This window comes from Streptomyces sp. NPDC007189 (assembly GCF_040703635.1).
Classification (GTDB): domain Bacteria; phylum Actinomycetota; class Actinomycetes; order Streptomycetales; family Streptomycetaceae; genus Streptomyces.
The window spans coordinates 282,337-308,041 of record NZ_JBEYEY010000009.1 but is presented as its reverse complement, the minus strand read 5'-3'; the positions used below and the strand labels follow the sequence as shown (position 1 = coordinate 308,041).

The 25,705-nt window shown below is 72.7% G+C and carries 20 protein-coding genes; 5 read left to right on the top strand and 15 right to left on the bottom strand.

Features of this window, described 5'->3' with window-relative positions:
• Positions 1–121: 121 nt before the first annotated feature.
• The 8 genes from AB0950_RS20860 to rimP all read right to left on the bottom strand — a co-directional run bounded on the left by AB0950_RS20860 (position 122) and on the right by rimP (position 11,956).
• Positions 122–4,621, bottom strand: coding sequence for a hypothetical protein (locus AB0950_RS20860; protein WP_366779154.1), 4,500 nt, complete (start codon positions 4,619–4,621; stop codon positions 122–124).
• A 261-nt stretch (positions 4,622–4,882) separates the two neighbouring features.
• Positions 4,883–5,788 carry a tRNA pseudouridine(55) synthase TruB gene (gene truB / locus AB0950_RS20855; protein WP_366779153.1) on the bottom strand — a complete coding sequence of 302 codons (906 nt, stop codon included), beginning with the start codon at positions 5,786–5,788 and terminating at the stop codon, positions 4,883–4,885.
• Positions 5,785–6,243 (bottom strand): 30S ribosome-binding factor RbfA, encoded by a 459-nt coding sequence (gene rbfA / locus AB0950_RS20850; protein ID WP_360152816.1) that lies wholly within the window; start codon positions 6,241–6,243, stop codon positions 5,785–5,787. The genes truB and rbfA overlap by 4 nt, the downstream gene beginning before the upstream one ends.
• A gap of 61 nt (positions 6,244–6,304) precedes the next feature.
• Complete coding sequence (locus AB0950_RS20845; protein ID WP_208898485.1) at positions 6,305–6,598, bottom strand: DUF503 domain-containing protein; 294 nt, start codon at positions 6,596–6,598, stop codon at positions 6,305–6,307.
• A gap of 228 nt (positions 6,599–6,826) precedes the next feature.
• Positions 6,827–9,880, bottom strand: a complete 3,054-nt coding sequence (gene infB, locus AB0950_RS20840; protein WP_360152812.1) for a translation initiation factor IF-2 — start codon at positions 9,878–9,880, stop codon at positions 6,827–6,829.
• Between the two features lie 146 nt (positions 9,881–10,026).
• Positions 10,027–10,323: a YlxR family protein gene (locus AB0950_RS20835; RefSeq protein WP_360572619.1), complete on the bottom strand. Its 297-nt coding sequence runs from the start codon at positions 10,321–10,323 to the stop codon at positions 10,027–10,029.
• Positions 10,324–10,451: 128 nt separating this feature from the next.
• Positions 10,452–11,441: a transcription termination factor NusA gene (gene nusA, locus AB0950_RS20830; RefSeq protein ID WP_360152806.1), complete on the bottom strand. Its 990-nt coding sequence runs from the start codon at positions 11,439–11,441 to the stop codon at positions 10,452–10,454.
• A gap of 2 nt (positions 11,442–11,443) precedes the next feature.
• A complete protein-coding gene (gene rimP, locus AB0950_RS20825; RefSeq protein ID WP_360152803.1) occupies positions 11,444–11,956 on the bottom strand; it encodes a ribosome maturation factor RimP in 513 nt (170 codons plus the stop codon).
• Between the two features lie 278 nt (positions 11,957–12,234).
• On the opposite strand from rimP, the gene AB0950_RS20820 reads away from it, so the two are divergent.
• The 3 genes from AB0950_RS20820 to AB0950_RS20810 all read left to right on the top strand — a co-directional run bounded on the left by AB0950_RS20820 (position 12,235) and on the right by AB0950_RS20810 (position 14,194).
• A complete protein-coding gene (locus tag AB0950_RS20820) occupies positions 12,235–12,744 on the top strand; it encodes a hypothetical protein (protein ID WP_360572623.1) in 510 nt (169 codons plus the stop codon).
• Positions 12,741–13,232, top strand: coding sequence for a ferritin-like domain-containing protein (locus AB0950_RS20815; RefSeq protein ID WP_366779152.1), 492 nt, complete (start codon positions 12,741–12,743; stop codon positions 13,230–13,232). The genes AB0950_RS20820 and AB0950_RS20815 overlap by 4 nt, the downstream gene beginning before the upstream one ends.
• Before the next feature lie 62 nt (positions 13,233–13,294).
• On the top strand, positions 13,295–14,194 hold the full coding sequence (locus AB0950_RS20810; RefSeq protein WP_360572627.1) for an aminoglycoside phosphotransferase family protein: 900 nt from the start codon (positions 13,295–13,297) through the stop codon (positions 14,192–14,194).
• 89 nt (positions 14,195–14,283) lie between these two features.
• Here AB0950_RS20810 and AB0950_RS20805 read toward each other — a convergent pair whose 3' ends face one another.
• The 6 genes from AB0950_RS20805 to dxr all read right to left on the bottom strand — a co-directional run bounded on the left by AB0950_RS20805 (position 14,284) and on the right by dxr (position 21,582).
• Entirely contained in the window at positions 14,284–15,987 is a 1,704-nt protein-coding gene (locus AB0950_RS20805; RefSeq protein ID WP_360152791.1) for a proline--tRNA ligase, read from the bottom strand.
• Between the two features lie 105 nt (positions 15,988–16,092).
• Positions 16,093–16,623, bottom strand: a complete 531-nt coding sequence (locus tag AB0950_RS20800) for a GNAT family N-acetyltransferase (protein ID WP_360152789.1) — start codon at positions 16,621–16,623, stop codon at positions 16,093–16,095.
• Positions 16,624–16,643: 20 nt separating this feature from the next.
• Positions 16,644–17,492 (bottom strand): GNAT family N-acetyltransferase, encoded by an 849-nt coding sequence (locus tag AB0950_RS20795; protein ID WP_360152786.1) that lies wholly within the window; start codon positions 17,490–17,492, stop codon positions 16,644–16,646.
• A 189-nt stretch (positions 17,493–17,681) separates the two neighbouring features.
• Positions 17,682–18,839 carry a flavodoxin-dependent (E)-4-hydroxy-3-methylbut-2-enyl-diphosphate synthase gene (gene ispG, locus AB0950_RS20790; RefSeq protein ID WP_360152783.1) on the bottom strand — a complete coding sequence of 386 codons (1,158 nt, stop codon included), beginning with the start codon at positions 18,837–18,839 and terminating at the stop codon, positions 17,682–17,684.
• A 170-nt stretch (positions 18,840–19,009) separates the two neighbouring features.
• Complete coding sequence (locus AB0950_RS20785; RefSeq protein WP_360152780.1) at positions 19,010–20,314, bottom strand: site-2 protease family protein; 1,305 nt, start codon at positions 20,312–20,314, stop codon at positions 19,010–19,012.
• Positions 20,311–21,582, bottom strand: coding sequence for a 1-deoxy-D-xylulose-5-phosphate reductoisomerase (gene dxr / locus AB0950_RS20780; protein ID WP_366779151.1), 1,272 nt, complete (start codon positions 21,580–21,582; stop codon positions 20,311–20,313). Before dxr ends, AB0950_RS20785 begins: the two co-directional genes overlap by 4 nt.
• Before the next feature lie 268 nt (positions 21,583–21,850).
• Between dxr and AB0950_RS20775 the strand changes: the two genes are divergently transcribed.
• Positions 21,851–22,318 (top strand): hypothetical protein, encoded by a 468-nt coding sequence (locus tag AB0950_RS20775; protein WP_366779150.1) that lies wholly within the window; start codon positions 21,851–21,853, stop codon positions 22,316–22,318.
• Between the two features lie 34 nt (positions 22,319–22,352).
• Here AB0950_RS20775 and AB0950_RS20770 read toward each other — a convergent pair whose 3' ends face one another.
• A complete protein-coding gene (locus AB0950_RS20770) occupies positions 22,353–24,290 on the bottom strand; it encodes an acyl-CoA dehydrogenase family protein (RefSeq protein ID WP_360572631.1) in 1,938 nt (645 codons plus the stop codon).
• Positions 24,291–24,608: 318 nt separating this feature from the next.
• Between AB0950_RS20770 and AB0950_RS20765 the strand changes: the two genes are divergently transcribed.
• Positions 24,609–25,655 (top strand): LacI family DNA-binding transcriptional regulator, encoded by a 1,047-nt coding sequence (locus AB0950_RS20765; RefSeq protein ID WP_360152768.1) that lies wholly within the window; start codon positions 24,609–24,611, stop codon positions 25,653–25,655.
• Positions 25,656–25,705: the final 50 nt, after the last annotated feature.

The following is a 25,705-nucleotide window of genomic DNA, read 5'->3' as shown; positions in this document are numbered from 1 at the left end:
CCGTGTCCAAATGACGCCTAAGACTTGCGCAGGTCTAAGGGTGCCATGCCGGGTGCTCCGGACCCGCATCGGCATCGGGGCTGTGACGGGGCGCACGTCCGCGGCGACTGTCTGTCGCCGCTCACGCCGGTACGCGGACGCCCGCGAGGTTCTCGAGCATGCGGCGGGTGCTGGGGCCGACCACGGCGGCCCAGTCGTCCGGGGCGGCGGCCAGCCAGCCGGTCATCCGGGCGGCGAAGCCGGGCACGTGCCGGCCCAGGTCGACCAGGCCGCGGTCGAAGCGGGCGGCGCCCTCGGGGGTGCGGACGAGGAGCAGGCCGGTGCGGTGGACGAGCCCGCGGACTTCCTCCTCCCGGTCGTCGCCGTGTCCGGTGGCGGCGGCCTGCAGGACGGCGTCCAGCACGGACGGGTCCTCTTCCCGGGCGAGCAGCAGCTCCAGCAGCTCGCGGCGCAGCGGCCGGCAGGCGGGGGTGCCGGCGGCGGCGAGGACGCCGGCGAGGGCCGCGCGGAGGTGGTCGGGGCCGTCGTCGAGGAGGCCGGTGACCAGGGGCAGCAGCACGGGGCGGACGGTGGGGCCCTCGGCGAGGCGCCGGTCGACGTGGGCGGCGATGGGCCCTGCGAGCGAGGGGCGCAGCCGTGCCGACTCCTGCAGGAGTGCTGCGACACTGCGGGCGAGCGCCGGGGTGGTGACGTCGGTGAGGGTGTGCAGCGTCTCGTCCGGGCGTGTCTCCGCCGGGTCCGGGTGTGCCGTTTCTTGGCGTGTGTCCGTTTCTTGGCGTGTGTCCGTCGCGTCCGGGTGGCACAGCCGGGCGCGGAAGGCCTCGAGGACCGGTTCCGGGTGGGTGGTCAGGGCGGAGGCGAGGGCGCTCGGCGGGAGATGGGGATCGCCGTCGGCGAAGTGCCGCAGGGCCGAGGCGAGGTGCCGGTCGCGGCTGTGCGGGTCGCGGACCAGCAGGGCGAGCGCGCCACCGTGCAGGGCGCGGTCGGCGGGGCGGGCGAGCAGGGTGAGGGCGGCGTAGCGCAGCAGCCGGCGGTCGGCCTCCGAGCGGACGTGCGGGGCCACGCGCAGCCCGTGGGTCACGGCCGCGAGACGGCGGGCGGGGCGCTCGTCGTGCGCCCAGCGGTCGACGGCCCGGCAGACGGCCGCCGGCTCGTCCTCGGCGAGGGTGGTGAGCAGTTCGTCGGCGCGCCGGTGCCCGCTCGCCGCCAGGACCTCGGTGAGGTCGTCCAGCGCGCCGTGCCGGTGGGTGTGCAGCAGGGCCTGGGCGGCGGTCGCGACGGTGGCGTGCGGGGTCGCGGGCAGCGGCCGTTCGTCGTCGAACCAGCGGGTCAGCGCCGGCTGTACGACGGCGGGGGCGGCGGCGAGCAGCCGGGCGACGGCGTCGAGGTAGCGCTCGCCGGGCTCCGATGGCGCCTGGTCGGCCGGCACGAGCCGGCGCAGCAGGTCGAGCCGCTCGGTGTCGGTGACCGGCAGCTCGGTCCAGAAGCCGGGACCGAACTCGGCGGGCACCGGCCGCGCGGCGCTGCGCCAGGCGACGATCCGGTCCGCGAGCCGCCGCAGCACCCCGGTGTACGGCGTGGCGTCCGGGACCTGGAGCAGGGTGCGGGCGAGCAGCCGCGCGGCCCACCAGGAGCCGGGGTCGCGGTCCAGGGCGTCCGTCAAGTCCCCGAGCCGCGCGGTGAGTTGACGGTGGCCGTGCTGCCGGGCGAGGAGCAGCAGGGCCTGTACGACGGGGCCGGCGCGGTGGTGCGGCACGGGCACCGGGTGGGGGGTGCCGGCGCGGTGGACCAGGGCGTGCAGGGCCTCGTCGAGGTCGAGGTGCACGCCCTGGATCCAGTCGGCCAGTTCCTCGTGCGCGAAGCGGTAGCCCCGGCCGGCCGGGACGAGGAGGCCTTCGGCGAGGACGGCGGACGCCCAGCCGGTACCGCCGCCGAGCCGCGCCGGGGCGGGCCCCCAGGGAAACACCGCCTCGAACGACGCCCGGTCCAGCTCCCCCTGCCCCGGGCCGAGGCTCCGCCGGGCGGCCTCGTGCACCTGCCCGGCCACCCGCGCGGCGAGCCGGCGTACGGCCGTCCCGCGCAGCCCGCCCTCGACGGCGAGCCGGACCGCGATCCGCAGGCACATCAGATCCAGGTGAGCGGCGAACACGTCATGCCGGTCGAGGGGCACGGCACCGGCCAGGACGTCCGGGGCGGCGGCCCACACCTCGGCCAGCAGCCGCAGGGTGAGCGGGTGCCGGGCGTCACGCTCGGCGAGGAGACCATCGGGCAGCCCATAACGGGCGCGGGCCTGCCGGGCCTCGTCCTCGGTCAGATCGGAGAGGCGCAGGCAGGGCGGGAGGGGGGTGGAGGCGGTTGTGTCGGCGGCGGCGTTGGCAGTGTCGGCGGGCGGGGTGGCTGCGGAGGGGGTGGTGGCGGTCTTGGTACCGGGTGCGGTGGCCGCAGAGGTGGCGTGGGCGGTGTCGGCACCGGGCGGGGTGACCGCGGTGCCGGTGACGGCCGGTGCGACGAAAACCCCAGCGGTCGCGGCGCCGGACGTGACCGCCGAGGTGGCGGCGGAGGCGGTGCCCGTGACGGGTGCGGTGGGCGCGACGGCCGGGGCGACGAAAACCCCGGGGGTCTCGGCACCGGGCGCGGTGGCCGCAGAGGAGGCGGCGGTGTCGGCACCGGGCGGGGTGACCGCGGTGACGGTGACGGCCGGTGCGACGAAAACCCCAGCGGTCGCGGTGCCGGACGTGACCGCGGAGGTGGCGGCGGAGGTGGTGCCCGTGACGGGCGCGGTGGCCGCGACTGCCGGGGCGACGAAAACCCCGGGCGTCTCGGCACCGGGCGCGGTGGCCGCAGAGGAGGCGGCGGTGTCGGCACCGGGCGGGGTGGCCGCGGTGACGGTGACGGCCGGTGCGACGAAAACCCCAGCGGTCGCGGTGCCGGACGTGACCGCGGAGGTGGCGGCGGAGGTGGTGCCCGTGACGGGTGCGGTGGCCGCGACTGCCGGGGCGACGAAAACTCCGGGGGTCTCGGTGCCGGACGCGGTGGCCGCAGAGGTAGCGGTGGCGGTCTCGGCACCGGGCGGGGTGGCCGCGGTGCCGGTGACGGCCGGGGCGACGAAAACGCCGGCGGTCTCGGGGCCGGAGGGTGCGGCGGGGGCCGTCGGGGTGTGCAGCAGGTCGGTGGGGAACTCCGCTCCCGCGTGCTCCCAGTACTCCTCCCCGCAGGCCACCACCAGACGTGCGCCGGTCCGGCGGAGCCAGTCGGTCGTGCCCCGGGTCCAGTCGGGGAGGCGGTGGGCGAGGACGGGGGGCATCTCCTCGGGGCCGTCCAGGACCAGCAGGAGCGGGCGGCCGGCGCGGGCGGCGAGGCGGGCCAGGTCGTCGGGGGTGAGGTCGCCGAGGGACTCGGGGTGGGCGCGGCGGGCGGTGGCGACGATCCGGGCGGCCCGTTCCAGGGCGCGGCGGGCCGCGTCGGCCACGGAGGCGTCGGTGTCCTCCAGGTCGGCGCCGCGCAGCCACAGGGTCGGGGCGGGCCGCTCACCACGGGCCCGGCGGGCGGCGAGGTCCGCGAGTACCGTCGTACGACCGCTGCCCGGGGCGCCGACGAGCCCGAGCACGGCCCGGCCGCCGTCGGTGAAGGCGGCCAACTCCCGTACGACGCCGGGGCGTTCGACCGGTTCCACGGTGCCGGCGAGGGGTCGCTGCGGGCCGTCCTGGCCGACCGAGGTCTCGGTGAGCTGCAGCATGCCGGCGAGGTTGAGGTCGGCGCCGTAGGCGGGGACGGTGGCCGCGTTGCGGGCGAGCAGTTCGGCGAGGGGGCCGTCGGCGGGCCGCAGCGGCACCGCGAAGCCCGTGTCGCGCTGTGCGGAGTGCAAGGCGGTGCCGAGGACGCCGAGGACCGCGCCGGTCCGCGCGTCCAGCACCGGTCCCCCGGCCGCCCCGCCGCCCAGCCGCAGCGCGTCCTGGCCGGCCGTGCCGATGGCCAGCTCCAGCGCGTCCGGCAGGAGGTGGAAGCGGTCGGTGGCGGTGTACGTCACCTCGGTCGCGGCCAGGATCCGCGCCTCCCGCCAGCAGCCCGCGGGGAGCCGTACATAGGTTCCGGCGTCGATCCGCTCCCGCACGGTCAGCGGCAACGGGTCGAGGCCCAGGCCGTCGGTGCGGACCAGGGCCAGGTCCAGGGCGGGAAGCGGGGTCACGGCATCGTCGGCCACCACGCAGGTACGGTCGCCGCCCGCCGTCTGGAGCACGAGCCGGGGCAGGCCGTCGACGGCCTCGTGGCTGGTGAGCAGGGTGCCCTGGTGATCGGCGAGGAACCCGACGCCTCGGGGGCGCCCGGCGAGGTCACGGATCTGGACGAGGGGCGGGTGCGGCTGGTCGGAGATGGCGCCGGGGACGGACGGGGCTGCGGTGGCGAGGGCGCCTGATGCCCACGGGCCCGCGGTGCCGAGACCTTCCGTGCCCGTGCTGTGTTCGAAGCAGGCCGCGCCCGTGGTGTAGCCGACGGCACCCGCACCCGGGGAGGTGTGGGGGCCGGCCGTGTCCCTGTCGGCCGTACGGTCCCTGCCTGGGCCCCGGAAGCCGTCCGTCGGTGGCCGGCGAGCGTCTCCGGTGCGCGGACCCCGTCCCGCCATGGCCGTACCTCCCCGCTCTCGCCCGCGTGACCTCTCTTGCGACGGTAAGGCGCACGATGATCTACGGGACAGATCGCGTGGCGAACGCGCCCCCTTCCGCTCCCCCGGTTCACTCCGAGCGCCTGCCCGGACGGGTGAATAGGCGGGAGCCGTTGGATAACCCTAGGGGTGGGGGAACCGAGGGGGGACCGTGGAGCGGTGGCAGGGGCGCACCCCGTGGCCGGCCGCCGCTCCACGGGCAAGCGCCTTCGCGCGGGAGCCTCAGCCGAAGACGGCCACGCTCTTGGCCTTGCCCTTGTGCTGCTCGACGAGCGCGAGGAAGCGGCCCTCGGGGTCGAAGACGGCGACGGGACCGGCGCCCGCGTACTCGTCGGGCATCTCCAGCCGGACGCCGTTCACCAGCAGTCGGGCGCGCCGGGCGTCCACCTGCCAGCGCGGGAACGCGGCCGCGGCGGCGTCCGCGATCGGCATCACGGTCAGCTCCTGCTGGAGCTGGTCCAGCGTCTTCGCCGCGTCGATCCTGTACGGCCCGACGCGCGTCCGGCGCAGCGCGGTGAGATGGCCGCCGACGCCCAGGCCGGCGCCCAGGTCACGGGCGAGGGCGCGGATGTAGGTGCCGGAGGAGCAGACGACGGAGACGACCAGGTCGAGGACCGGGGTGCCGTCGTCGGCGACGGCGTCCCGGACGTCGTACACCGCGAAGGAGGAGACCGTCACCGGCCGGGCCGGGATGTCGAACTCCTCGCCCTCCCGGGCCCGCTTGTACGACCGTACGCCGTCGATCTTGATGGCGCTGACCTTGGACGGCACCTGCATGATGTCGCCGGTCAGCTTGGCGATCCCGGCGTCGACGGCGTCCCGGGTCACCTTGGAGGCGTCGGTGGACGAGGTGATCTCGCCCTCGGCGTCGTCGGTGATCGTGTTCTGGCCCAGGCGGATGGTGCCCAGGTACTCCTTCTCGGTCAGGGCGAGGTGCCCGAGGAGCTTGGTGGCGCGCTCGATGCCGAGGACCAGGACGCCGGTCGCCATCGGGTCGAGGGTGCCGGCGTGGCCGACGCGGCGGGTCCTGGCGATCCCGCGCATCTTGGCGACCACGTCGTGCGAAGTGAAGCCCGACGGCTTGTCGACGATGACGAGGCCGTCGGGCGTGGTGTGCTTCTGGGTCATTCCGCGGCGTCGCCGTCCGTGTCGGTCTCGTCCTCGGCCGGCTTGCGGTAGGGGTCCGCGCCGGCGGCGTACGTGGCGCCGGTGGCCGCCTCGCGGACCTTCGCGTCGGACTGCCGGGCCTTGTCGAGGAGGTCCTCGATGGTCCGGGCGGTGTCCGGCAGGGCGTCCGCGACGAAGGTCAGGGTGGGCGTGAACTTCACCCCGGCGGCGCGGCCGACCTCGGAGCGCAGGATGCCCTTGGCGCTCTCCAGTCCGGCCGCGGCGGCCTTGCGCTCCTCGTCGTCGCCGTAGACCGTGTAGAAGACGGTCGCCTCCCGCAGGTCACCCGTGACCCGGGTGTCCGTGATGGTGACGTGCGAGCCGAGCCGCGGGTCCTTGATCCCGCGCTGCAGCTTCTGGGCCACCACCTCCCGGATGAGGTCCGCCAGCCTTTTCGCCCGCGCGTTGTCGGCCACTGGTCCGTCTCCCGTTCGTTGTTTCTTCTTGCGTTGCTGTGGTCTGGTCGGCGTCGTCGTGTCAGTCGTCTTCGCCGTGGAAGCGCCGTCGTACGGACAGCAGCTCGACCTCGGGGCGGCCGGCGACCAGCCGTTCGCACCGGTCCAGTACGTCGGTGAGGTGCGCCGCGTCGCCGGAGACCATGGCGAGGCCGATGATCGCTCGCCGGTGGAGGTCCATGTGGTCCACCTCTGCCGCGCTCACCGCGTACTTCCGCTGGAGTTCGGCGACGATGGGGCGGACGACGGAGCGCTTCTCCTTCAGCGAGTGGACGTCGCCGAGGAGGAGGTCGAAGGACAGAGTCCCCACGTACATGGTGTGTGCCGGGTTAACCCGCCGGTACGGGATCGATGGCCTGGAGCCACGGTACCGCGTGCCTGTCGGCGACTCGACCGGGTTTCCGGGTGCCCTTGACTGGGGTGCCGCCTGGGGGCTCCGCCCCTGGACCCCCGCGAGGCAGGGGCCCAGGGGCGGAGCCCCCAGGAACGGCGCGCTGGCCGACAGGACCGCAGTCCCGTCGGCCAGCACGAACCGTGGGCCGAATTACGCCCGCGGCTTCTCCCGCATCTCGTACGTCGCGATGACGTCGTCGACCTTGATGTCGTTGAAGTTGCCGAGGTTGATACCGCCCTCGAACCCTTCGCGGATCTCGGTGACGTCGTCCTTGAAGCGACGCAGGCCCTCGATGGTGAGGTTCTCCGCGACCACCTTGCCGTCGCGGATGAGGCGGGCCTTGGTGTTGCGGCGCACCTCGCCGGAGCGGATGAGCACACCGGCGATGTTGCCCAGCTTGGACGACTTGAAGACCTCGCGGATCTCCGCCGTACCGAGCTCGACCTCCTCGAACTCCGGCTTGAGCATGCCCTTGAGGGCCGCCTCGATCTCCTCGATCGCCTGGTAGATGACCGAGTAGTACCGGACGTCCACGCCCTCGCGCTCCGCCATCTGCTGGGCACGCCCGGCAGCGCGGACGTTGAAGCCGATGACGATCGCGTCCGAGCCCATCGCCAGGTCGATGTCGGACTCCGTGACCGCACCGACGCCGCGGTGCAGGACGCGGATGTCGACCTCTTCGCCGACGTCCAGCTGGAGCAGGGAGGACTCCAGGGCCTCGACGGAACCAGAAGCGTCACCCTTGATGATCAGGTTCAGCTGCTGGACCTCGCCGGCCTTGAGCACCTTGTCCAGGTCCTCCAGCGAGACACGGCGCGTGCGCTTGGCGAAGGCCGCGTTGCGCTCGCGGGCCGCGCGCTTCTCCGCGATCTGGCGAGCCGTACGGTCCTCGTCGACCACGATGAAGTTGTCGCCGGCGCCCGGGACGTTGGTCAGACCCAGGACCTGGACCGGCATCGACGGGCCGGCCTCGGCCACGTTGTTGCCGTTGTCGTCGAGCATCGCCCGGACGCGGCCGTACGCGTCGCCGACCACCATCGTGTCGCCGACCCGCAGCGTGCCTCGCTGGACGAGCACCGTCGCCACGGCGCCACGGCCGCGGTCGAGACGGGACTCGATCGCGATGCCCTGCGCGTCCTGGTTCGGGTTGGCCCGAAGGTCCAGGGCGGCGTCGGCCGTCAGCACGACCGCCTCGAGGAGGCTGTCGATGTGCAGGCCCTGCTTGGCGGAGATGTCGACGAACATGGTGTCGCCGCCGTACTCCTCGGCCACCAGGCCGTACTCGGTCAGCTGACCGCGCACCTTGGTCGGGTCCGCGCCCTCGACGTCGATCTTGTTGACCGCGACCACGATCGGCACCTCGGCCGCCTTGGCGTGGTTCAGGGCCTCGACCGTCTGCGGCATGACGCCGTCGTTGGCCGCGACGACCAGGATCGCGATGTCCGTCGACTTCGCACCGCGGGCACGCATGGCGGTGAACGCCTCGTGACCCGGGGTGTCGATGAAGGTGATCGCGCGCTCTTCGCCGTTGACCTCGGTCGCGACCTGGTAGGCACCGATGTGCTGGGTGATGCCGCCGGCCTCGCCCGCGATGACGTTCGTCTTGCGGATCGCGTCGAGCAGGCGGGTCTTGCCGTGGTCGACGTGACCCATGACGGTCACCACCGGCGGACGGACGACCAGGTCCTCCTCGGAGCCCTCGTCCTCGCCGAACTCGATGTCGAAGGACTCGAGCAGCTCGCGGTCCTCCTCCTCGGGGCTGACGATCTGAACCGTGTAGTTCATCTCGCCGGCGAGGAGCTGCAGGGTCTCGTCGGAGACGGACTGCGTCGCGGTGACCATCTCGCCGAGGTTCATCATGACCGCGACGAGGGACGCCGGGTTGGCGTTGATCTTCTCCGCGAAGTCGGTGAGCGACGCGCCGCGGGAGAGGCGGATGGCCTCGCCGTTGCCGCGCGGCAGCATCACGCCGCCGACGCTCGGGGCCTGCATGGCCTCGTACTCCTGGCGACGCTGCCGCTTCGACTTGCGGCCACGACGCGCCGGACCGCCGGGACGGCCGAAGGCGCCCTGCGTGCCACCGCGGCCACCGGGACCGCCGGGACGGCCGCCGAAGCCGGGACGGCCACCGCCGCCACCGCCGGGACCACCCGGACGGCCGGCGAAGCCACCGCCACCGCCGCCGGGACCACCCGGACGGCCGGCGAAGCCACCGCCACCGCCGCCGCCACCGGGACGGCCGGCGAAGCCACCGCCACCCGGACGACCGCCGCCGCCACCGGGACGGGCACCGGGACCGCGGCCGCCGGGGCCACCGCCGCCGGGACGCGGGCCGGCAGCCGGACGCTGCGGCATCATGCCGGGGTTCGGACGCGGACCGGCCGGGCCGGGACGCGGGCCGCCCTGCGGCCGGGGCATGCCGGCCGGGGACGGACGGGAACCGCCGGGACCCTGCGGACGGGGGCCGCCGCCCTGGGCGCCGGGCGCCTGCGGACGGGGAGCGCCGCCGGGACCGGGACGCGGGCCGCCCTGCGGGCGCGGGGCCTGCGGACGGGCCATGCCGGTGGAGCCACCGGAGGTGAAGGGGTTGTTGCCCGGACGCGGACCGGCCGGACGGGCGCCCGGACGCGGGGCCTGGCCGCCGGGACGCTGACCACCCTGGCCCGGACGGGCCTGACCCTGGCCGGGAGCACCCGGACGGGCGCCACCGGGCTTCGGCGCGCCGGGACGGGCACCGGAGCGCGGACCCTGCGCGGCCGGGGCCTGCGGGGTCTGGGCGGGCGGAGCCGTGAACTCCGGGGCGGCCGGAGCCGGACGCGGCGCGGGCTTGGGACCCGGAACCGGACGCGGGCCCTGGGCCGGCGCGGGCGCCGAGGGAGCCGGCGGCGTGGCGGGCTGCTCGGCAGCCGGCGCCGCCGGAGGCTTGGGAGCTGCCGGCCGCGGGGCCGGGGCAGCAGAACGTGCCGCCTGCGCCGGAGAGGGCGCGGGGGCGGGCTTGGGGGAAGCCTTGCGGGGGGCGGGCTTGCCGGCGGACTTGCCGTTGCCACCGCCCTGGAAGGCGTCGGTCAGCTTGCGTACAACCGGCGCTTCGATGGTCGAAGACGCCGAACGGACGAATTCACCGAGTTCCTGGAGCTTGGCCATGACGACCTTGCTCTCGACACCGAACTCCTTGGCGAGTTCGTATACCCGGACCTTAGCCACTTCGCTCCTTTGAGGTCCGGGTTGAAGCCGGACCGTCGCTAGTTCATGGGCGTACTCATCGCGTACTCATCGAGTGCTCATCGCAATCTCGACCTGCTTTCGACTCGCGAGGTACCAGGGCCGCACGGGGTTCCGTGCGGCACGTCTTACGGTGTTGCCTGCTCGGCAACTGTTGTCTGCTCGACGTATCGGCGCAACGCCTTTGTGTCGAGCGGCCCCGGGGCGCGCAGTGCCCGCGGGAACGCCCGGCGGCGTACCGCCTGGTCGAGACAGACCAGGGCGGGGTGCACGTACGCACCCCGGCCGGGCAGCGTACCGCGAGGATCAGGGACGCATGCGTCCTCGATCTTCACGATCCGCAAGAGATCGTTCTTGGCCGCCCGCTCCCGGCACCCCAGACAGGTGCGCTCAGGGCATGCTCGGGCGTGCGTCCGGCCAGACACAGTTAAGTCTACCTCCCCGTACCGACCTCACCCCTTCGGGGCAAAGATCGAACGGCTGTTGTCGTAAACCTAGCGACCTGCGGCTGGGATCTATTCCCGGAGCCGCACGGTCACAGGGCGTCAGTCGGTCACTCGGCGGCGGCCGGCTCGGTGTCGGGCCGGATGTCGATCCGCCAGCCGGTGAGCCGCGCGGCGAGGCGGGCGTTCTGCCCCTCCTTGCCGATGGCCAGCGACAGCTGGTAGTCCGGCACGGTCACCCGGGCGGAGCGGGCGGCCATGTCGACGACCTCCACCTTGCTCACCCGGGCGGGTGACAGGGCGTTCGCCACCATCTCGGCCGGGTCGTCCGACCAGTCGACGATGTCGATCTTCTCGCCGTTCAGCTCGCCCATCACATTGCGCACCCGGCCGCCCATCGGGCCGATGCAGGCGCCCTTGGCGTTCAGGCCCGAGCGGGTGGACCGGACGGCGATCTTGGTGCGGTGACCGGCCTCACGGGCGATCGCGGCGATCTCCACCGAGCCGTCGGCGATCTCCGGCACCTCCAGGGCGAAGAGCTTCTTCACCAGGTTCGGGTGCGTACGGGACAGGGTCACGGAGGGGCCACGGACGCCCTTGGCCACCCGGACGACGTAACTGCGCAGGCGCATGCCGTGCGGGTAGGTCTCGCCCGGCACCTGCTCCTGCACCGGCAGGATGGCCTCCAGCTTGCCGATGTCGACCAGCACGTTCTTCGGGTCGCGGCCCTGCTGGACCACGCCCGTGACGATGTCGCCCTCGCGGCCGGCGTACTCGCCGAGCGTCGCGTCGTCCTCGGCGTCGCGCAGCCGCTGCAGGATCACCTGCTTGGCGGTGGTGGCGGCGATCCGCCCGAAGCCCGACGGCGTGTCGTCGAACTCGCGCGGCTCCTGCCCCTCCTCGAGGTCCTCGGGGTCCTCCTTCGCCCACACGGTCACATGCCCGGTCTCCCGGTTGAGCTCCACGCGCGCGTGTCGGCGGCTTCCCTCGGTGCGGTGGTACGCGATGAGGAGGGCCGACTCGATCGCCTCGACCAGCAGGTCGAAGGAGATCTCCTTCTCCCGAACCAAGCCCCGCAGGGCGCTCATGTCGATGTCCACGGCTACGCCTCCTCCTCTTCCTTCATGTCCGTCTTGCTGTCCTTGCGGTTGAACTCGACCTGCACGCGCGCCTTGGCGATCTCCGGGAAGCCGAGTCTGCGGGTGGTGGCCTTGCGGCCCTTCACCCCGGGGACCTCGACGTCCAGACCGTCCTCGTCGGCCTTCAGGATCCGGGCGACAAGCTCGCCGCCCTCGGTCAGCTCGAACTTCACGAGCCGGTCGGTGGCGCGCACGAAGTGCCGGTGCTCGGTGAGGAGGCGCTCCGCGCCGGGGGTTCCGACCTCCAGGTCGTACGCCGCGTCACCCATCGCGTTGGTCTCGTCGAGCTTCGCCGAGAGCGCACGGCTCACATCGGCGATGGCGTCCAGGTCGGCTCCGGTGTCGGAGTCGACGACCACGCGCAGCACCCGCTTGCGTCCGACGGAGTCCACGGCGATCTCTTCGAGATCCAGTCCCTGGGAGACGACGAGCGGTTCGAGCAGCTCTCGCAGCCTCTCGCTCTGGGTGGTGCTCATCCGGGTGACTCCTCGGCCGCGTGTGCTGTTGTGGGATGGGTCGCGTGTCTGGTCAAAGCGTATCCGGTCGCGAGGAGTGTCGCCGTCCACCTGTGGACAACCGGGACGATCACTGGGGAAAGCCGTCACCGCAGGGACGATTCGCCTGCCGTGCGGGACGACCGGTGCCGGTGAGTGGCGTGGGACGGGCGCGCGGGTACCGTGATCACGGACGTGCCGACCACGTGTGCGGCCCTCCCCCAGGTTTTCCCACCGTACGAGCCCCGAGGACGTCTGCAGTGCCGTACCCCCCGCCGCCGCGCACCCCCTCGGGGCCGCGCAGAAGATCCCTGCTCGCCTCGGCCGCCGGCGCGGCCCTGCTGGCGGGCTGCACGACCGATTCGGACTCCGGCGGCGGCGCGGCGTCCTCGGCGGCGCAGCGGGCACGCGCGCGTGCGGCAGGTGACAGCCAGGCCCTGCTGGCGCGATACGACGCCGTCCTCGCCGCGCATCCGGGGCTCACCCGGCGGCTGACCCCGCTGCGGGCCCAGGTCGCGGCCCACGTCCGGGCGTTCCGGGAGGGCACGCCGCCCACGCCGGCGACGTCCTCGGCCTCCCCGTCCGCCGCTGCGGCCGTGCCGGCCGCCGAGAAGGACGCGCTCGCCGGCCTCGCCGCCGCCGAACGCACCCTGGCCGACCGGCGCGCCCGGGCCCTGCTGGACGTGCCGGGCGAGCTGGCGCGGCTGCTGGCGTCGGTGGCGGCGGCCGGGGCCACGCACGCGTACCTGCTGACCGAGGGGACGAAGTGAGCGACGGGTCGAAGCGGGCCGAGCTGACGGCCCTGCAGGCGGCGCTGGCCGCGGAGCACGCCGCGGTGTACGGCTACGGCGTCGTCGGCGGCAGGATCGGCGCGGCGCGCCGGAGCGAGGCGCGGGCGGCCTACGACGCGCACCGGGCGCGCCGCGACGCGCTGACCCGCGAGGTCCGCGACCTGGGCGGGGAGCCGGTCGCCGCGAACGCCGCGTACGCGCTGCCGTTCCCGGTCCCGGACGCGCCCGCCGCCGTACGGCTCGCCGCCCGGCTGGAGGAGCGGGTGGCCGGTGTCTACGCGGACCTGGTGCGGGCGGCGACGGCCGCGCGGCGCGCCTCGGCCGCCGCGGCGCTGCGCGAGGCCGCGGTGCGCGCGGCGCGCTGGAGCGGGGAGAGCGTAGCCTTCCCTGGGCTCGCCGAGCGGGCCGGCGAGGGGACGGGCGCGGCCGGTGCCACCCCGTCGGCCTCCGCCTCGGTGTCACCCTGACCCGGTGACCCGCCAGGTGTGCCCGTACGACAGGACCCGGACCGGAAGGGAACGACTCGCGCATGGCTTTCGAACCGCCGCCGCGCCTGGTACGGGCGCTCGGTGAGACGGCGCCGGACGGGGACGACTGGCTGGCCCGGCTGCCCGTGGTCGCCGAACAGGCCGTGGCCGCGCGCGAGTTGACCGTGGAGCGGGTGCAGGTGCCGGGCGGCCGCAGCAGCCTGGTGGTGCTGGTTCGGCGCCCGGACGGTACCCCTGCCGTGCTGAAACTGGCCCCGCCCCGGGCCCGCCCGGAGAGCGAGCGCGCGGCGCTGGCGCACTGGGGCGGCCTGGGCGCCGTACAGCTGCTGGAGGACGGCGCGGAGGAAGGGGTGCTGCTGCTGGAGCGGCTGCACCCGGATGTGTCGGTGCGGTCGCTGCCGGAGGCGAAGGCGCTGCTGGAGGCCGCGGGGACGCTGCGGCGGCTGTGGGTCGAGCCGCCCGCCGGTCACGTCTTCGAGACGGTCGCGGAGCGCACGGGGCGGCAGGCGGCGGCGATGCGGGCGGGCGCCGAGGCCGAGCCCGAGGTGGCGCCTCTGGTCGACGCGGCGCTCGCGGCCCGGGACGAGCTGGTCGCCGGCCCGCCCGAGCACCAGTTGCTGCACGGGACGTTCCGGCAGAGCAAGGTGCTCGCCGGGGAGCGGATGCCGTGGCTCGCGGTGGGGCCGGATCCGGTGGTCGGCGAGTGCGCGTTCGACCTGGCGCGGCTGGTGCGCGACCGCGTGGAGGACCTGATCGCGGCCCCCTCCGGCCCGGCGACGACCCGCCGCCGCATCAAACGCCTCGCCGAGTCCCTGGAGGTGGACCAGGACCGCCTGCGCGGCTGGACCCTGTTCCGGGCGGTGGAGTCGGGCGTGCGCGCGCTGCGGGTGGGGCGGCCGAAGGACGGGGAGCTGCTGCTGGAGTTCGCGGGCTGGCTGTGAGCGGCGGGCGGGCGGCCCTGTGACCACGCGAGAAGCCCCCTGAGACCGCTGCCGGTCTCAGGGGGCCTTTCCATGCGCTGCTGCCCTTGTCAGGCCGTCAGGCGGGCGATCGCCTCCTCGACGGTCAGCTCCTCGCGCTCACCGGTCTTGCGGTCCTTCAGTTCCAGGACGCCCTCGCCGGAGCGGCGGCCGGCGACCAGGATCTGCGGGACGCCGATCAGCTCGGCGTCGGTGAACTTCACGCCCGGGGAGACGCCGGCCCGGTCGTCCACCAGGACGCGGACGCCGGCGGCGGCCAGCTTCTCGGCGACGTCGAGGGCCAGCTCGGTCTGCAGGGCCTTGCCGGCGGCGACCACGTGCACGTCGGCCGGGGCGACCTCCTTGGGCCACACCAGGCCGTGCTCGTCGGCGCTCTGCTCGGCGATGGCCGCGACCGCGCGGGAGACGCCGATGCCGTAGGAGCCCATGGTGACCCGGACCGGCTTGCCGTTCTGGCCGAGGACGTCCAGCTTGAGGGCGTCGGTGTACTTGCGGCCCAGCTGGAAGATGTGGCCGATCTCGATCGCGCGGTCCAGCTTCAGGCCGGTGCCGCACTTCGGGCAGGGGTCGCCCTCCTGCACGACCACGACGTCGACGTACGCGTCGACCTCGAAGTCACGGCCGGCGACGACATTCTTCGCGTGCGTGTGCTCCTTGTTGGCGCCGGTGATCCAGGAGGTGCCGGGGGCCACGCGCGGGTCGGCGATGTACTTCACCTTCTCGCCCAGGCCCTGCGGGCCGACGTAACCGCGCACCAGGTCCGGGCGGCCCGCGAAGTCCGCCTCGGTGACCATCTCGACGACCGCCGGGGCGAAGTGCGCCTCGACCTTGTCCAGGTCCACCTCGCGGTCACCGGGGACGCCGACGGCGACGATCTCGCCGTCCACCTTCACCAGCAGGTTCTTCAGCGTGGCGGAGGCGGGGACGCCGAGGGAGGCGGCCAGGGTCTCGATGGTCGGGGTGTCGGGGGTCGGGATCTCCTCCAGGGCCGGTACGGCCGAGCCGTCCACCGGCTTCAGGGTGTAGCTGATCGCCTCCGTGTTGGCGGCGAAGTCGCAGTTCGGGCAGTCCGCGAAGGTGTCCTCGCCCGCCTCGGCGGGGGCCAGGAACTCCTCGGACTTCGAGCCGCCCATGGCGCCGGCGGTGGCCGCGCAGATGCGGTAGTCCAGGCCGAGGCGCTCGAAGATGCGCTGGTAGGCCTGGCGGTGCAGGGCGTAGGACTGGGCGAGGCCCTCGTCCGCCAGGTCGAAGGAGTACGAGTCCTTCATCAGGAACTCACGGCCGCGCAGGATGCCGGCGCGGGGGCGGGCCTCGTCCCGGAACTTGCTCTGGATCTGGTAGAGGATCACCGGCAGGTCCTTGTAGGACGTGCACTGGTCCTTGACCAGGAGGGTGAAGATCTCCTCGTGGGTGGGGCCGAGGAGGTAGTCGCCGCCCTTGCGGTCCTTGAGCCGGAACAGCTCCTGGCCGTACTCGTCCCAGCGGCCGGTCGCCTCGTAGGGCTCGCGCGGCAGCAGGGCGGGGAGGGAGACCTGCTGGGCGCCGATGGCGTCCATCTCCTCGCGGACGATCCGCTCCACGTTGGACAGGACCTTCATGCCGAGGGGCAGCCAGCTCCAGATGCCGGCGGCGGTGCGGCGGACGTAGCCGGCGCGGACCAGGAGCTTGTGACTGAGGACCTCGGCGTCCGCCGGGTCGTCGCGCAGGGTCTTCGCCATCAACTGGGACATGCGCTGGACCGGTGCGTTCGCCATGGTTGTCGTACTCCTGCCGGGATTAGGTGATGGCATAGGAGGTTAGCCGGGCGGGCTGCGCCGGTGGAAATCGTATTCGTCCCGGCTTTGCTTATGGCGCACGGGTTACTTGCGGCGCAGGGGCAGGTGGGCGCCCATGACCGCGTACGGCTTCGGCGCGCTCGGGAAGTGGACCTGGCGGGCGAGGTCGACGTAGCCGAGGGAGAAGTACAGGCCGCGGGCGGGGCTGTCGGTGTCGATCGCGGAGAGGATCGAGCGGGGTTCGTCGGCCGTGTCGGTGATCGTGGTGATCAGGCGCCGGCCGATGCCGCGGTTCTGGTGGCCGGGGTGGACGTGCAGCTCCGTGATCACGAAGGAGTCGTCCAGCCAGTAGTCGTTGCCGGCCGCGCGGAGGTAGGGCTCCACGACGGTGGACCACCAGTGGGTGCGGGAGTTGGGCATGCCGTACACGAACCCCACGAGACGGCCGCCCGCGGTCGCGCCGAGGGCCCGCGCGCCCGGGAACTGCATGTGGCGCTGGACGATCTGGCGGCGTACGGCGACCTCGTCCGGGCCCAGGCCGAAGGCGACGGCTTGGACAGCGAGGGCCTCGTCGACGTGGGCTGCGAGGTCCAGGGGGCCGATCACGAGGTCCATGCCGGGAGCGTACAGGGGCCTCAGAACAGGACACTCATGAAGGCGCCGACCTCCTGGAAGCCCACTCGCCTGTACGTCCTGCGGGCCGCGGTGTTGAAGTCGTTCACGTAGAGACTGACGACCGGCGCCACGTCCGCGAGCGCGTACCGCAGGACGGCTGCCATGCCCGGGGCCGCGAGGCCCCTCCCCCGGTACTCGGGGGCCACCCAGACGCCCTGGATCTGGCAGGCGTGGTGCGTCGCGGCGCCGATCTCCGCCTTGAAGACGACCTTGCCGTGCTCGTCGAGGCGGGCGAAGGAGCGGCCGGAGCCGACGAGTTCGGCGACGCGCGCCTGGTACAGCAGCCCGCCGTCACCCGCCAGCGGCGAGACGCCCACCTCCTCGGTGAACATCGCCACGCACGCCGGCATGATCGTCTCTATCTCGTCCTTGCGGACGCGGCGGACATAGGGGTCCGGGGCGATGTCGGCGGGCATGCGGTCGGTGACCATCAGCGGCTGGTGGGCGCGGACCTCGCGGGCGGGGCCCCAGTGGGGTTCGAGCAGGCTCCACAGCGCGGCGGTGGAATCGGCGGGGCCGACGATGGAGGAGCAGCGGCGGCCGGCCCTCCTGGCCCGGTCGGCGAAGGCGCGGACGGCGCGCGGGGTGGCGCACACGGGGACCAGATTGGCGCCCGCGTAGCACAGGGACGTGAGCATCCCGTCCTCGTACCAGCCCCACATCTCGCCGCCGAGCCGCCACGGGTCGAGGCCGGCCACCCGCACCCGCGAGGTCACGAAGGCGTTCGCGACCGGCTCGCGGTCGAGGACGGCGAGCGCGGCGTCAAGGTCACTCGGTTCGAGCACCCGAGAGGTCGTCTGGGTCAACACGTGCGGGGGCCTCACCCTGGGGTTCTGCTGGTCCCGGAACTTTACCCCGAGGGCTTGTGGAACGCTTCTGGGTCAGAACGGCCCAGCAGGACGACGTCCAGGTGGGCTTCTTCTACCCGGCAGCCCGGGCTTCCCTGCCCAGCAAGTCCCGCCACCTGGCGGTGACGGGACTCACGAAAGCCGAAAAGCTCAGCCGGCCACCGACACCGACGGCTCGCCCGACTCCACGCCCTCGTCCTGCATCTGCTCGGCCAGCTTCATGGCCTCCTCGATGAGGGTCTCGACGATCTTGGACTCGGGGACGGTCTTGATGACCTCGCCCTTGACGAAGATCTGGCCCTTGCCGTTGCCGGAGGCGACGCCGAGGTCGGCCTCGCGGGCCTCGCCGGGGCCGTTGACCACGCAGCCCATGACGGCGACGCGGAGGGGGACCTCCATGCCGGTCAGGCCCGCGGTGACCTCCTCGGCGAGCTTGTAGACGTCGACCTGGGCGCGGCCGCAGGACGGGCAGGAGACGATCTCCAGGCCGCGCTGGCGCAGGCCGAGCGACTGGAGGATCTGGAGGCCGACCTTGACCTCCTCGACGGGCGGGGCCGACAGGGACACCCGGATCGTGTCGCCGATGCCCTGGGAGAGCAGCGCGCCGAAGGCGACCGCCGACTTGATCGTGCCCTGGAACGCCGGGCCCGCCTCCGTCACGCCGAGGTGGAGCGGGTACTCGCACTGCTCGGCGAGCTGGCGGTAGGCCTCGATCATCACGACCGGGTCGTTGTGCTTGACGGAGATCTTGATGTCCCGGAAGTCGTGCTCCTCGAAGAGGGACGCCTCCCACAGCGCGGACTCGACCAGCGCCTCCGGGGTCGCCTTGCCGTACTTCTGCAGCAGGCGCTTGTCGAGGGAGCCGGCGTTGACGCCGATGCGGATCGGGGTGCCGTGGTCCTTGGCGGCCCGCGCGATCTCCTTGACCTTGTCGTCGAACTGCTTGATGTTGCCCGGGTTCACGCGGACCGCGGCGCAGCCGGCCTCGATGGCGGCGAAGACGTACTTCGGCTGGAAGTGGATGTCGGCGATGACCGGGATCTGGGACTTCTTGGCGATGGTCGCCAGGACGTCGGCGTCGTCCTGCGTGGGACAGGCCACGCGGACGATCTGGCAACCGGACGCGGTCAGCTCGGCGATCTGCTGCAGGGTGGCGCCGACGTCGGACGTACGGGTCGTCGTCATCGACTGGACCGAGACGGGCGCGTCCCCGCCGACCGCCACGCTTCCGACCTGGATCTGCCGGCTCTTCCGGCGCTCGGCGAGCTTGGTCGGAACGGACGGCATGCCGAGAGAAATCGCAGTCATCTGCTGTGCAACCCCAAGTCGTGGATCAAGGTCCGGTCCCGTCGTCGGGCGGGCTCCAGGCTTCGAGATTACGGCACGGGCCTCGGCCCGAGCACATCCCACCCGGTAAACCCACCCGATGGAAGGCGGCCCGGAACATGACCGTCCAGGACGCCTTGAACGTCGTACGGCTATGAGATTTTCACCGGGTTAACAACGTCCGCGATCAAGACCAAGAGCGTGAAGCAGACGAAGATCCCGGCCACCACATACGCCACCGGCATCAGCTTCGCCACGTCGAAGGGGCCCGGGTCCGGGCGGCGCAGGACCCTGGCCACGTTGCGGCGCAGTGCCTCCCACAGGGCGCCCGCGATGTGGCCGCCGTCGAGCGGGAGGAGCGGGAGCATGTTGAACAGGAACAGGGAGAGGTTGAAGCCGGCGAGCAGCATCACGAACATCGCCACCTGCTGGGAGGCGGGGATGTGGAGGGTGGCGATGTCGCCGGTGATGCGGGCCGCGCCGACGATGCCGACCGGGGAGTCCGGCTGGCGCGGGGCGTTGCCGAAGGCCGCGTCCCACAGGGCCGGGATCTTGCCGGGCAGCGCGGCGAGGGAGTCGACGGCGTCGCCGACCCGGTCGGTCATCCAGGTCACGGACTGGCCGAAGTCCTGGTGGACGACGCCGGTGGCGGCGCTGAAGCCGAGGAAGCCGGCCTTGACGTACTTGCCCTGGACGTACTGGCCGCTGGAGTCCTTCTTGGCGACCTGGTTGGTGGCGATCGTGGCGTGCAGGGTGAGCTGCCTGCCGTCGCGCTGGACGACGATCGGGACGGTCTTGCCGGCGCTGTCGCGGATCAGGTCGGACAGGGTGTTCCAGTCCTTGGTGGGCCGGCCGGCGAAGGAGACGATCTTGTCGCGCTTCTTCATGCCGGCGGCCTCGGCCGGGGACGCCGGGTCGGCCTTCTTGCAGCTGTCGCGGTGCTCGCTCTGCGCGATGACGCAGGGCGAGACCGAGGCGACCGTGGTGGTCTGCTGCTGGATGCCGAAGCCCATCAGGACCGTGAAGAACAGGCCGATCGCGAGGATCAGGTTCATGAAGGGTCCGGCGAACATGACGATGACGCGCTTCCACGGCTTGCGCGTGTAGAACATGCGGGTCTCGTCACCGGGCTGCAGTTCCTCGAAGGCGGCCGAGCGGGCGTCCTCGATCATGCCGCGCCACGGGGAGGTGGAGCGGGCGGAGACCCGGCCTTTCTCGTCGGGCGGGAACATGCCGATCATGCGGATGTAGCCGCCGAGCGGGATGGCCTTGATGCCGTACTCGGTGTCGCCCTTCTTCCGCGACCAGACGGTCGGGCCGAAGCCGACCATGTACTGCGGCACGCGGATGCCGAAGAGCTTGGCCGTGGACAGGTGCCCCAGCTCGTGCCAGGCGATCGAGACGAGGAGGCCGACGGCGAAGACCAGTATGCCGAGGATGAACATCAAGGTCGTCATGCACGCGCCTCCGCGGTCGCCGTCGTGGCTGTGAGTTCACGGGCCCGGGCGCGGGCCCAGGTCTCCGCTTCGAGGACGTCCGACACGGTGAGGGAAGTTCCCGTGGCCGGGGTGCCGTGCTCCTCGACCACCCGGGTGACGGTCTCCATGATGCCGTTGAAGGGCAGCGCGCCGTTCAGGAAGGCGGCGACGCACTCCTCGTTGGCGGCATTGAACACCGCCGGGGCCGTGCCCGCGAGCCGCCCCACGTGCCGGGCGAGGTTCACCGCCGGGAAGGCCTCGTCGTCCAGGGGGAAGAACTCCCAGGTGGAGGCCTTGCTCCAGTCGAAGGCGGGCGCCGCGTCCGGAACCCGTTCGGGCCAGCCCAGACCGATGGCGATGGGCCCGCGCATGTCGGGGGGCGTCGCCTGGGCGATCGTGGATCCGTCGGTGAACTCGACCATCGAGTGGACATACGACTGGGGATGCACGACCACCTCAATGCGGTCGAAGGGAATGTCGTAGAGCAGGTGGGCCTCGATGACCTCCAGTCCCTTGTTGACGAGGGTCGCGGAGTTGACCGTGATCACCGGGCCCATCGCCCAGGTGGGGTGGGCGAGGGCGTCCTCGACGGTCACGTCGGCCAGCTCGGCCTTGGTGCGGCCGCGGAAGGGGCCGCCGGAGGCCGTCACCACCAGCTTGCGGACGTCGGCCCGCGTCCCGGCGGCCAGTGCCTGGAAGAGCGCGGCGTGCTCGGAGTCGACCGGGATGATCTGGCCGGGCTTGGCCAGCTCCTTGACCGGCGGCCCGCCGACGATCAGCGACTCCTTGTTGGCGAGCGCGAGGGTGCGGCCGGCCTGCAGGGCGGCCAGGGTGGGCGCGAGGCCGATGGAGCCGGTGATGCCGTTCAGCACCGTGTGGCAGGCGGAGGCGGCGACCTGGGTGGCCGCGTCCGGTCCGGCGAGGATCTCGGGGAGCGGCTCGCCAGGGCCGTACGCGGCGGCGAGCGCCTCGCGCAGCGCGGGTACGGCGTCCTCGCGGGCGACCGCGACGGTGCGCACCCGCAGCCGGTGCGCCTGCTCGGCGAGGAGGGCGGTGCGGCTGCCGTTCGCGGACAGGGCGGTGACCCGGAAGCGGTCGGGGTTGCGCAGCACGAGGTCGATGGCCTGGGTGCCGATGGATCCGGTGGAGCCGAGGATCACCACGTCCTTGGGGCCGTCGGCCGCGAGGGGGTCGTAGACGAGGTGGGGATCGGCGAGGGGTGCCGGATGGGCGGGGCTGTCGGTCATCCCCCCATTGTTGCCGCATCCACTGACAGCGGGGACAGGGTGTCCCTCGGGCGGGTGCGTGAACCGTTTTTGTCGCCGGATGGAACGTTTGTCCGCTTGTAAAATATCAGTGAAGGTTGCGGGTGGGGTCTCGGTCCCGGACAGGGGACACAGGCGTCGCGTCCTGCTGAATTCCCGCGTGTCGCGCCGCCGGTGATGGCATCCTTCCGTAGGCGCCCGGCTCGACGGGCGCGAAAAAATTGGGGGAGGAATCACCGCTTTGAACCGTATGCGCACGACCACGACCGTCCTGGCCACGGCCGGTCTGCTGACCGCCGCTCAGCTCGGACTCGCCGGGGGCGCGTTCGCCGCCGCGCAGGCGCCGGCCGGCTCCGGCTGCCCGATCGACCTGGTCTACCCGTCCCGCTTCTACATCGACTCGCACGGGTGGGTGACCAACGGGGGCCTGTACTTCGGCATCAAGAACAAGAGCACGACGAAGACCTTCAAGAAGGTCAGCTTCACGGTCACGGACGTGACGAACATCCGCTTCGGCACGGCCAAGGCCACGGGCGGCAAGGTCACCCACAAGACGTCGAAGACGGTGACCGTGTACACGGGGACGCTGAACAAGAAGGCGAGCCTCGGGGTGAAGGTGCGGACGCATCTGCTCAACACCCACAGCTACAAGGTGAAGTTCACCCTGCACGGCTCGGGCTGGACCTGCGCCGTGAACCAGGGCACCTGGGGCCACTGACCCCAGGCGCCCGGTCGGCGGGCGGGTGAGCGCGTCAGGCCCCGAAGGGGCGGCGCGCGCTCTCCCGGGCGGACGGTCCGGGGGTCGCGTCGGCGATCCACGGGCCGTCCCCGGACGGGTCGAGGATGCCCTCCTCCAGCCAGGTGTAGGCACCGCCGAGGACGGCCTTGACCACCTTGCGGTCCAGGTCGTCGGTGTTGGTCCACAGGCGGTCGAAGAGTTCGTCGACCCGGATGCGGGCCTGCCGGCAGAAGGCGTCGGCCAGCTGGTAGGCCTCGCGGCCGTGGTCGCCCCGGCCGCGCAGCCACTCGGCCCGGACGCAGACCGCGCTCATCGCGAACAGCTCGGCGCCGATGTCGACGATCCGCCCGAGGAAGCCCTGCTTGGTCTCCATCTTCCCCTGCCAGCGGGACATGGCGTAGAAGGTGGAGCGGGCCAGTTTGCGGGCGGTGCGCTCGACGTAGCGCAGATGCCCGGACAGGTCGATGCCGTGCTTGAACTGGCCGTACGACGTGGGCAGCTGGCCCGGTCCGGCGACGAGCTTCGGCAGCCACTTGGCGTAGAAGACGCCCGCGTTCGCGCCCGCCTTGGCCTTGTCGGACAGGGACTTGTCGGGGTCGATGAGGTCACCGGCGACCGAGAGGTGGGCGTCGACGGCCTCGCGGGCGATCAGCAGGTGCATGATCTCCGTGGAGCCCTCGAAGATGCGGTTGATGCGCAGGTCGCGCAGCATCTGCTCGGCCGGGACCGCGCGTTCGCCGCGGGCCCTGAGGGACTCGGCGGTCTCGTAGCCGCGGCCGCCGCGGATCTGGACCAGTTCGTCGGCCATCTTCCAGGCCATCTCGGAGCCGTAGAGCTTGGCGAGGGCGGCCTCGATGCGGATGTCGTTGCGGTCCTCGTCGGCCATCTGCGAGGACAGGTCGAGGACGGCCTCCAGGGCGAAGGTGGTGGCCGCGATGAAGCTGATCTTGGAGCCGACGGCCTCGTGCAGCGCGACCGGCTTGCCCCACTGCTCGCGCTCCGCCGACCACTCGCGGGCGATCTTCAGGCACCACTTGCCGGCGCCCGCGCACATCGCGGGCAGCGAGAGCCGGCCGGTGTTGAGGGTGGTGAGCGCGATCTTCAGGCCCGCGCCCTCGGGGCCGATGCGGTGGGCGGCCGGCACGCGGACCTGGTGGAAGCGGGTGACGCCGTTCTCGATGCCGCGCAGGCCCATGAAGGCGTTGCGGTTCTCGACGGTGATGCCCTCGCTGGTCCCCTCGACGACGAACGCGGTGATGCCGCCCTTGTGCCCCTCGGACTTCGGCACCCGGGCCATCACGACGAGGAGGTCGGCGACCACGCCGTTGGTGGTCCACAGTTTCACTCCGTCGAGGACGTAGTCGTCCCCGTCGGGCACGGCGGTGGTGGCGAGGCGGGCCGGGTCGGAGCCGACGTCCGGCTCGGTGAGCAGGAAGGCGGAGATGTCGGTGCGGGCGCAGCGGGGCAGGAAGGCGTCCTTCTGCTCCTGGGTGCCGAACATCTTCAGCGGCTGGGGGACGCCGATCGACTGGTGCGCGGAGAGCAGCGCGCCGACGGCGGGGCTCGCGGAGCCGACCAGGGCGAGCGCCTTGTTGTAGTACAGCTGGGTGAGGCCGAGGCCGCCGTACTTGGGGTCGATCTTCATGCCGAGGGCGCCGAGTTCCTTCAGGCCGGCGATGACCTCGTCGGGGATGCGGGCCTCGCGCTCGATGCGGGCGCCGTCGATGGTGGACTCGCAGAAGGCGCGCAGTTTGGCGAGGAACTCCTCGCCGCGGCTGACGCTGTCGGGGTCCGGGAGCGGGTGGGGATGGATGAGGTCGAGCCGGAAGCGCCCGAGGAACAGCTCCTTGGCGAAGCTGGGCTTGTGCCAGTCCTGCTGCCGGGCGGCCTCCGCCACCTGACGGGCCTCGCGCTCGGTGACGGTGGTGCGTGGGGTGGAGGGGGCGGACATGAGGCTCACCTCGCCGCGAAGAGGGATGATTACGGATCGTTCGCTACCGACCAGTGCTACTGGATCGTTGGTACCCGAAACCGGCCGGCCTCACCACCCCTCGCGCGTCCATCCGGCCGAAAGCCCTGCCGCGGGGGCGGCCGGCGGGTGTGGTACTGCTGCTGCCTGCGGGTCGCGGACCCGCAGGGAAAAGCTGTCGAAGCGCTTCGACAGCCTCTGGACACCCCGCCCGGCCGAGGGCTAGTGTCGATCTCACCCTCACTCCACCCCGTCGGTTACGCGCGTTAGTCGAAGCGCTTCACAAAGCTTGGAGCCCGGATGGTCACCCTCGCCGAGGTAGCCCAGCACGCCGGAGTCTCGGCGAGCACGGTGAGCTATGTCCTCAGCGGCAAGCGGTCCATCTCCGCGACCACCCGGCAGCGGGTAGAGCAGAGCATCCGGGAACTGGGCTACCACCCGAACGCGGGCGCCCGCGCCCTGGCCGGGAAACGGTCGAACATCATCGCGCTGATGATCCCGCTGCGGACCGACATGTACGTGCCGGTGATGATGGAGATCGCCATCGCGGTGGCCACCACGGCCCGCACGCACGGCTACGACGTCCTGCTGCTCACGGGCGAGGAGGGGCCGGACGCGGTGCGCCGGGTGACCGGCAGCGGTCTGGCCGACGCGATGATCCTCATGGACGTCGAGCTGGAGGACGAGCGGCTGCCGCTGCTGCGCCGCGGCGCCGCCGCCCGGGCGAGGCCGGGGGCGGGCGACGACCAGCCCTCGGTGCTCATCGGCCTGCCCGCCGACACCACCGGTCTGACCTGCGTCGACCTGGACTGGAGTGCCACCGGCGCCCTGTGCGTGGAGCATCTGGCGGGGCTCGGTCACCGTGACATCGCTGTCATCGGCGAGGCCCCGGCCGTCTACGAGCGGCACACCGGTTTCGCCGAGCGCACCCTGGACGGGCTGCGCTCCGGGGCCCGGGAAACCGGCGTACGGCTGCTGCACCGCCCGTGCGAGGGCGGCTACGACGCGATGGCCCTGACCCTGGCCCGGATCCTCGACGAGCGCCCGGGCACGACCGGGTTCGTGGTGCAGAACGAGTCGGCGGTGGAGCCGCTGCTCGCGCTGCTGCGCCAACAGGGCCGGGCGGTGCCGGAGGACGTCTCCGTGGTGGCGATCTGCCCGGACCAGGTCGCCGTGCAGGCCTCGGTGCGGCTGACCTCGGTCGGCATCCCGGCGCAGGAGATGGGCCGGTACGCGGTCGAGCATCTGGTGGCCAAGCTGGACGGGCGCGGCAGCGACGAGGTCGTGCTGATCGCGCCCGAGCTGACGGTGCGGGCGAGTTCGGGGCCGGCCCCGACCGCCTCCTGAGACACCCCGGCCGGGCCCTCGCGGCGCCGACCGGTCACGCCCCTTCCCTC

Excerpts from the sequence above, each read along its gene's own strand:
- AB0950_RS20860 (WP_366779154.1), bottom strand. The coding sequence starts at position 4,621 with ATGGCGGGACGGGGTCCGCGCACCGGAGACGCTCGCCGGCCACCGACG.
- truB (WP_366779153.1), bottom strand. The coding sequence starts at position 5,788 with ATGACCCAGAAGCACACCACGCCCGACGGCCTCGTCATCGTCGACAAG.
- AB0950_RS20845 (WP_208898485.1), bottom strand. The coding sequence starts at position 6,598 with ATGTACGTGGGGACTCTGTCCTTCGACCTCCTCCTCGGCGACGTCCAC.
- rimP (WP_360152803.1), bottom strand. The coding sequence starts at position 11,956 with ATGAGCACCACCCAGAGCGAGAGGCTGCGAGAGCTGCTCGAACCGCTC.
- AB0950_RS20810 (WP_360572627.1), top strand. The coding sequence starts at position 13,295 with ATGGCTTTCGAACCGCCGCCGCGCCTGGTACGGGCGCTCGGTGAGACG.
- AB0950_RS20805 (WP_360152791.1), bottom strand. The coding sequence starts at position 15,987 with ATGGCGAACGCACCGGTCCAGCGCATGTCCCAGTTGATGGCGAAGACC.
- AB0950_RS20800 (WP_360152789.1), bottom strand. The coding sequence starts at position 16,623 with ATGGACCTCGTGATCGGCCCCCTGGACCTCGCAGCCCACGTCGACGAG.
- ispG (WP_360152783.1), bottom strand. The coding sequence starts at position 18,839 with ATGACTGCGATTTCTCTCGGCATGCCGTCCGTTCCGACCAAGCTCGCC.
- AB0950_RS20785 (WP_360152780.1), bottom strand. The coding sequence starts at position 20,314 with ATGACGACCTTGATGTTCATCCTCGGCATACTGGTCTTCGCCGTCGGC.
- dxr (WP_366779151.1), bottom strand. The coding sequence starts at position 21,582 with ATGACCGACAGCCCCGCCCATCCGGCACCCCTCGCCGATCCCCACCTC.
- AB0950_RS20775 (WP_366779150.1), top strand. The coding sequence starts at position 21,851 with ATGCGCACGACCACGACCGTCCTGGCCACGGCCGGTCTGCTGACCGCC.
- AB0950_RS20770 (WP_360572631.1), bottom strand. The coding sequence starts at position 24,290 with ATGTCCGCCCCCTCCACCCCACGCACCACCGTCACCGAGCGCGAGGCC.
- AB0950_RS20765 (WP_360152768.1), top strand. The coding sequence starts at position 24,609 with ATGGTCACCCTCGCCGAGGTAGCCCAGCACGCCGGAGTCTCGGCGAGC.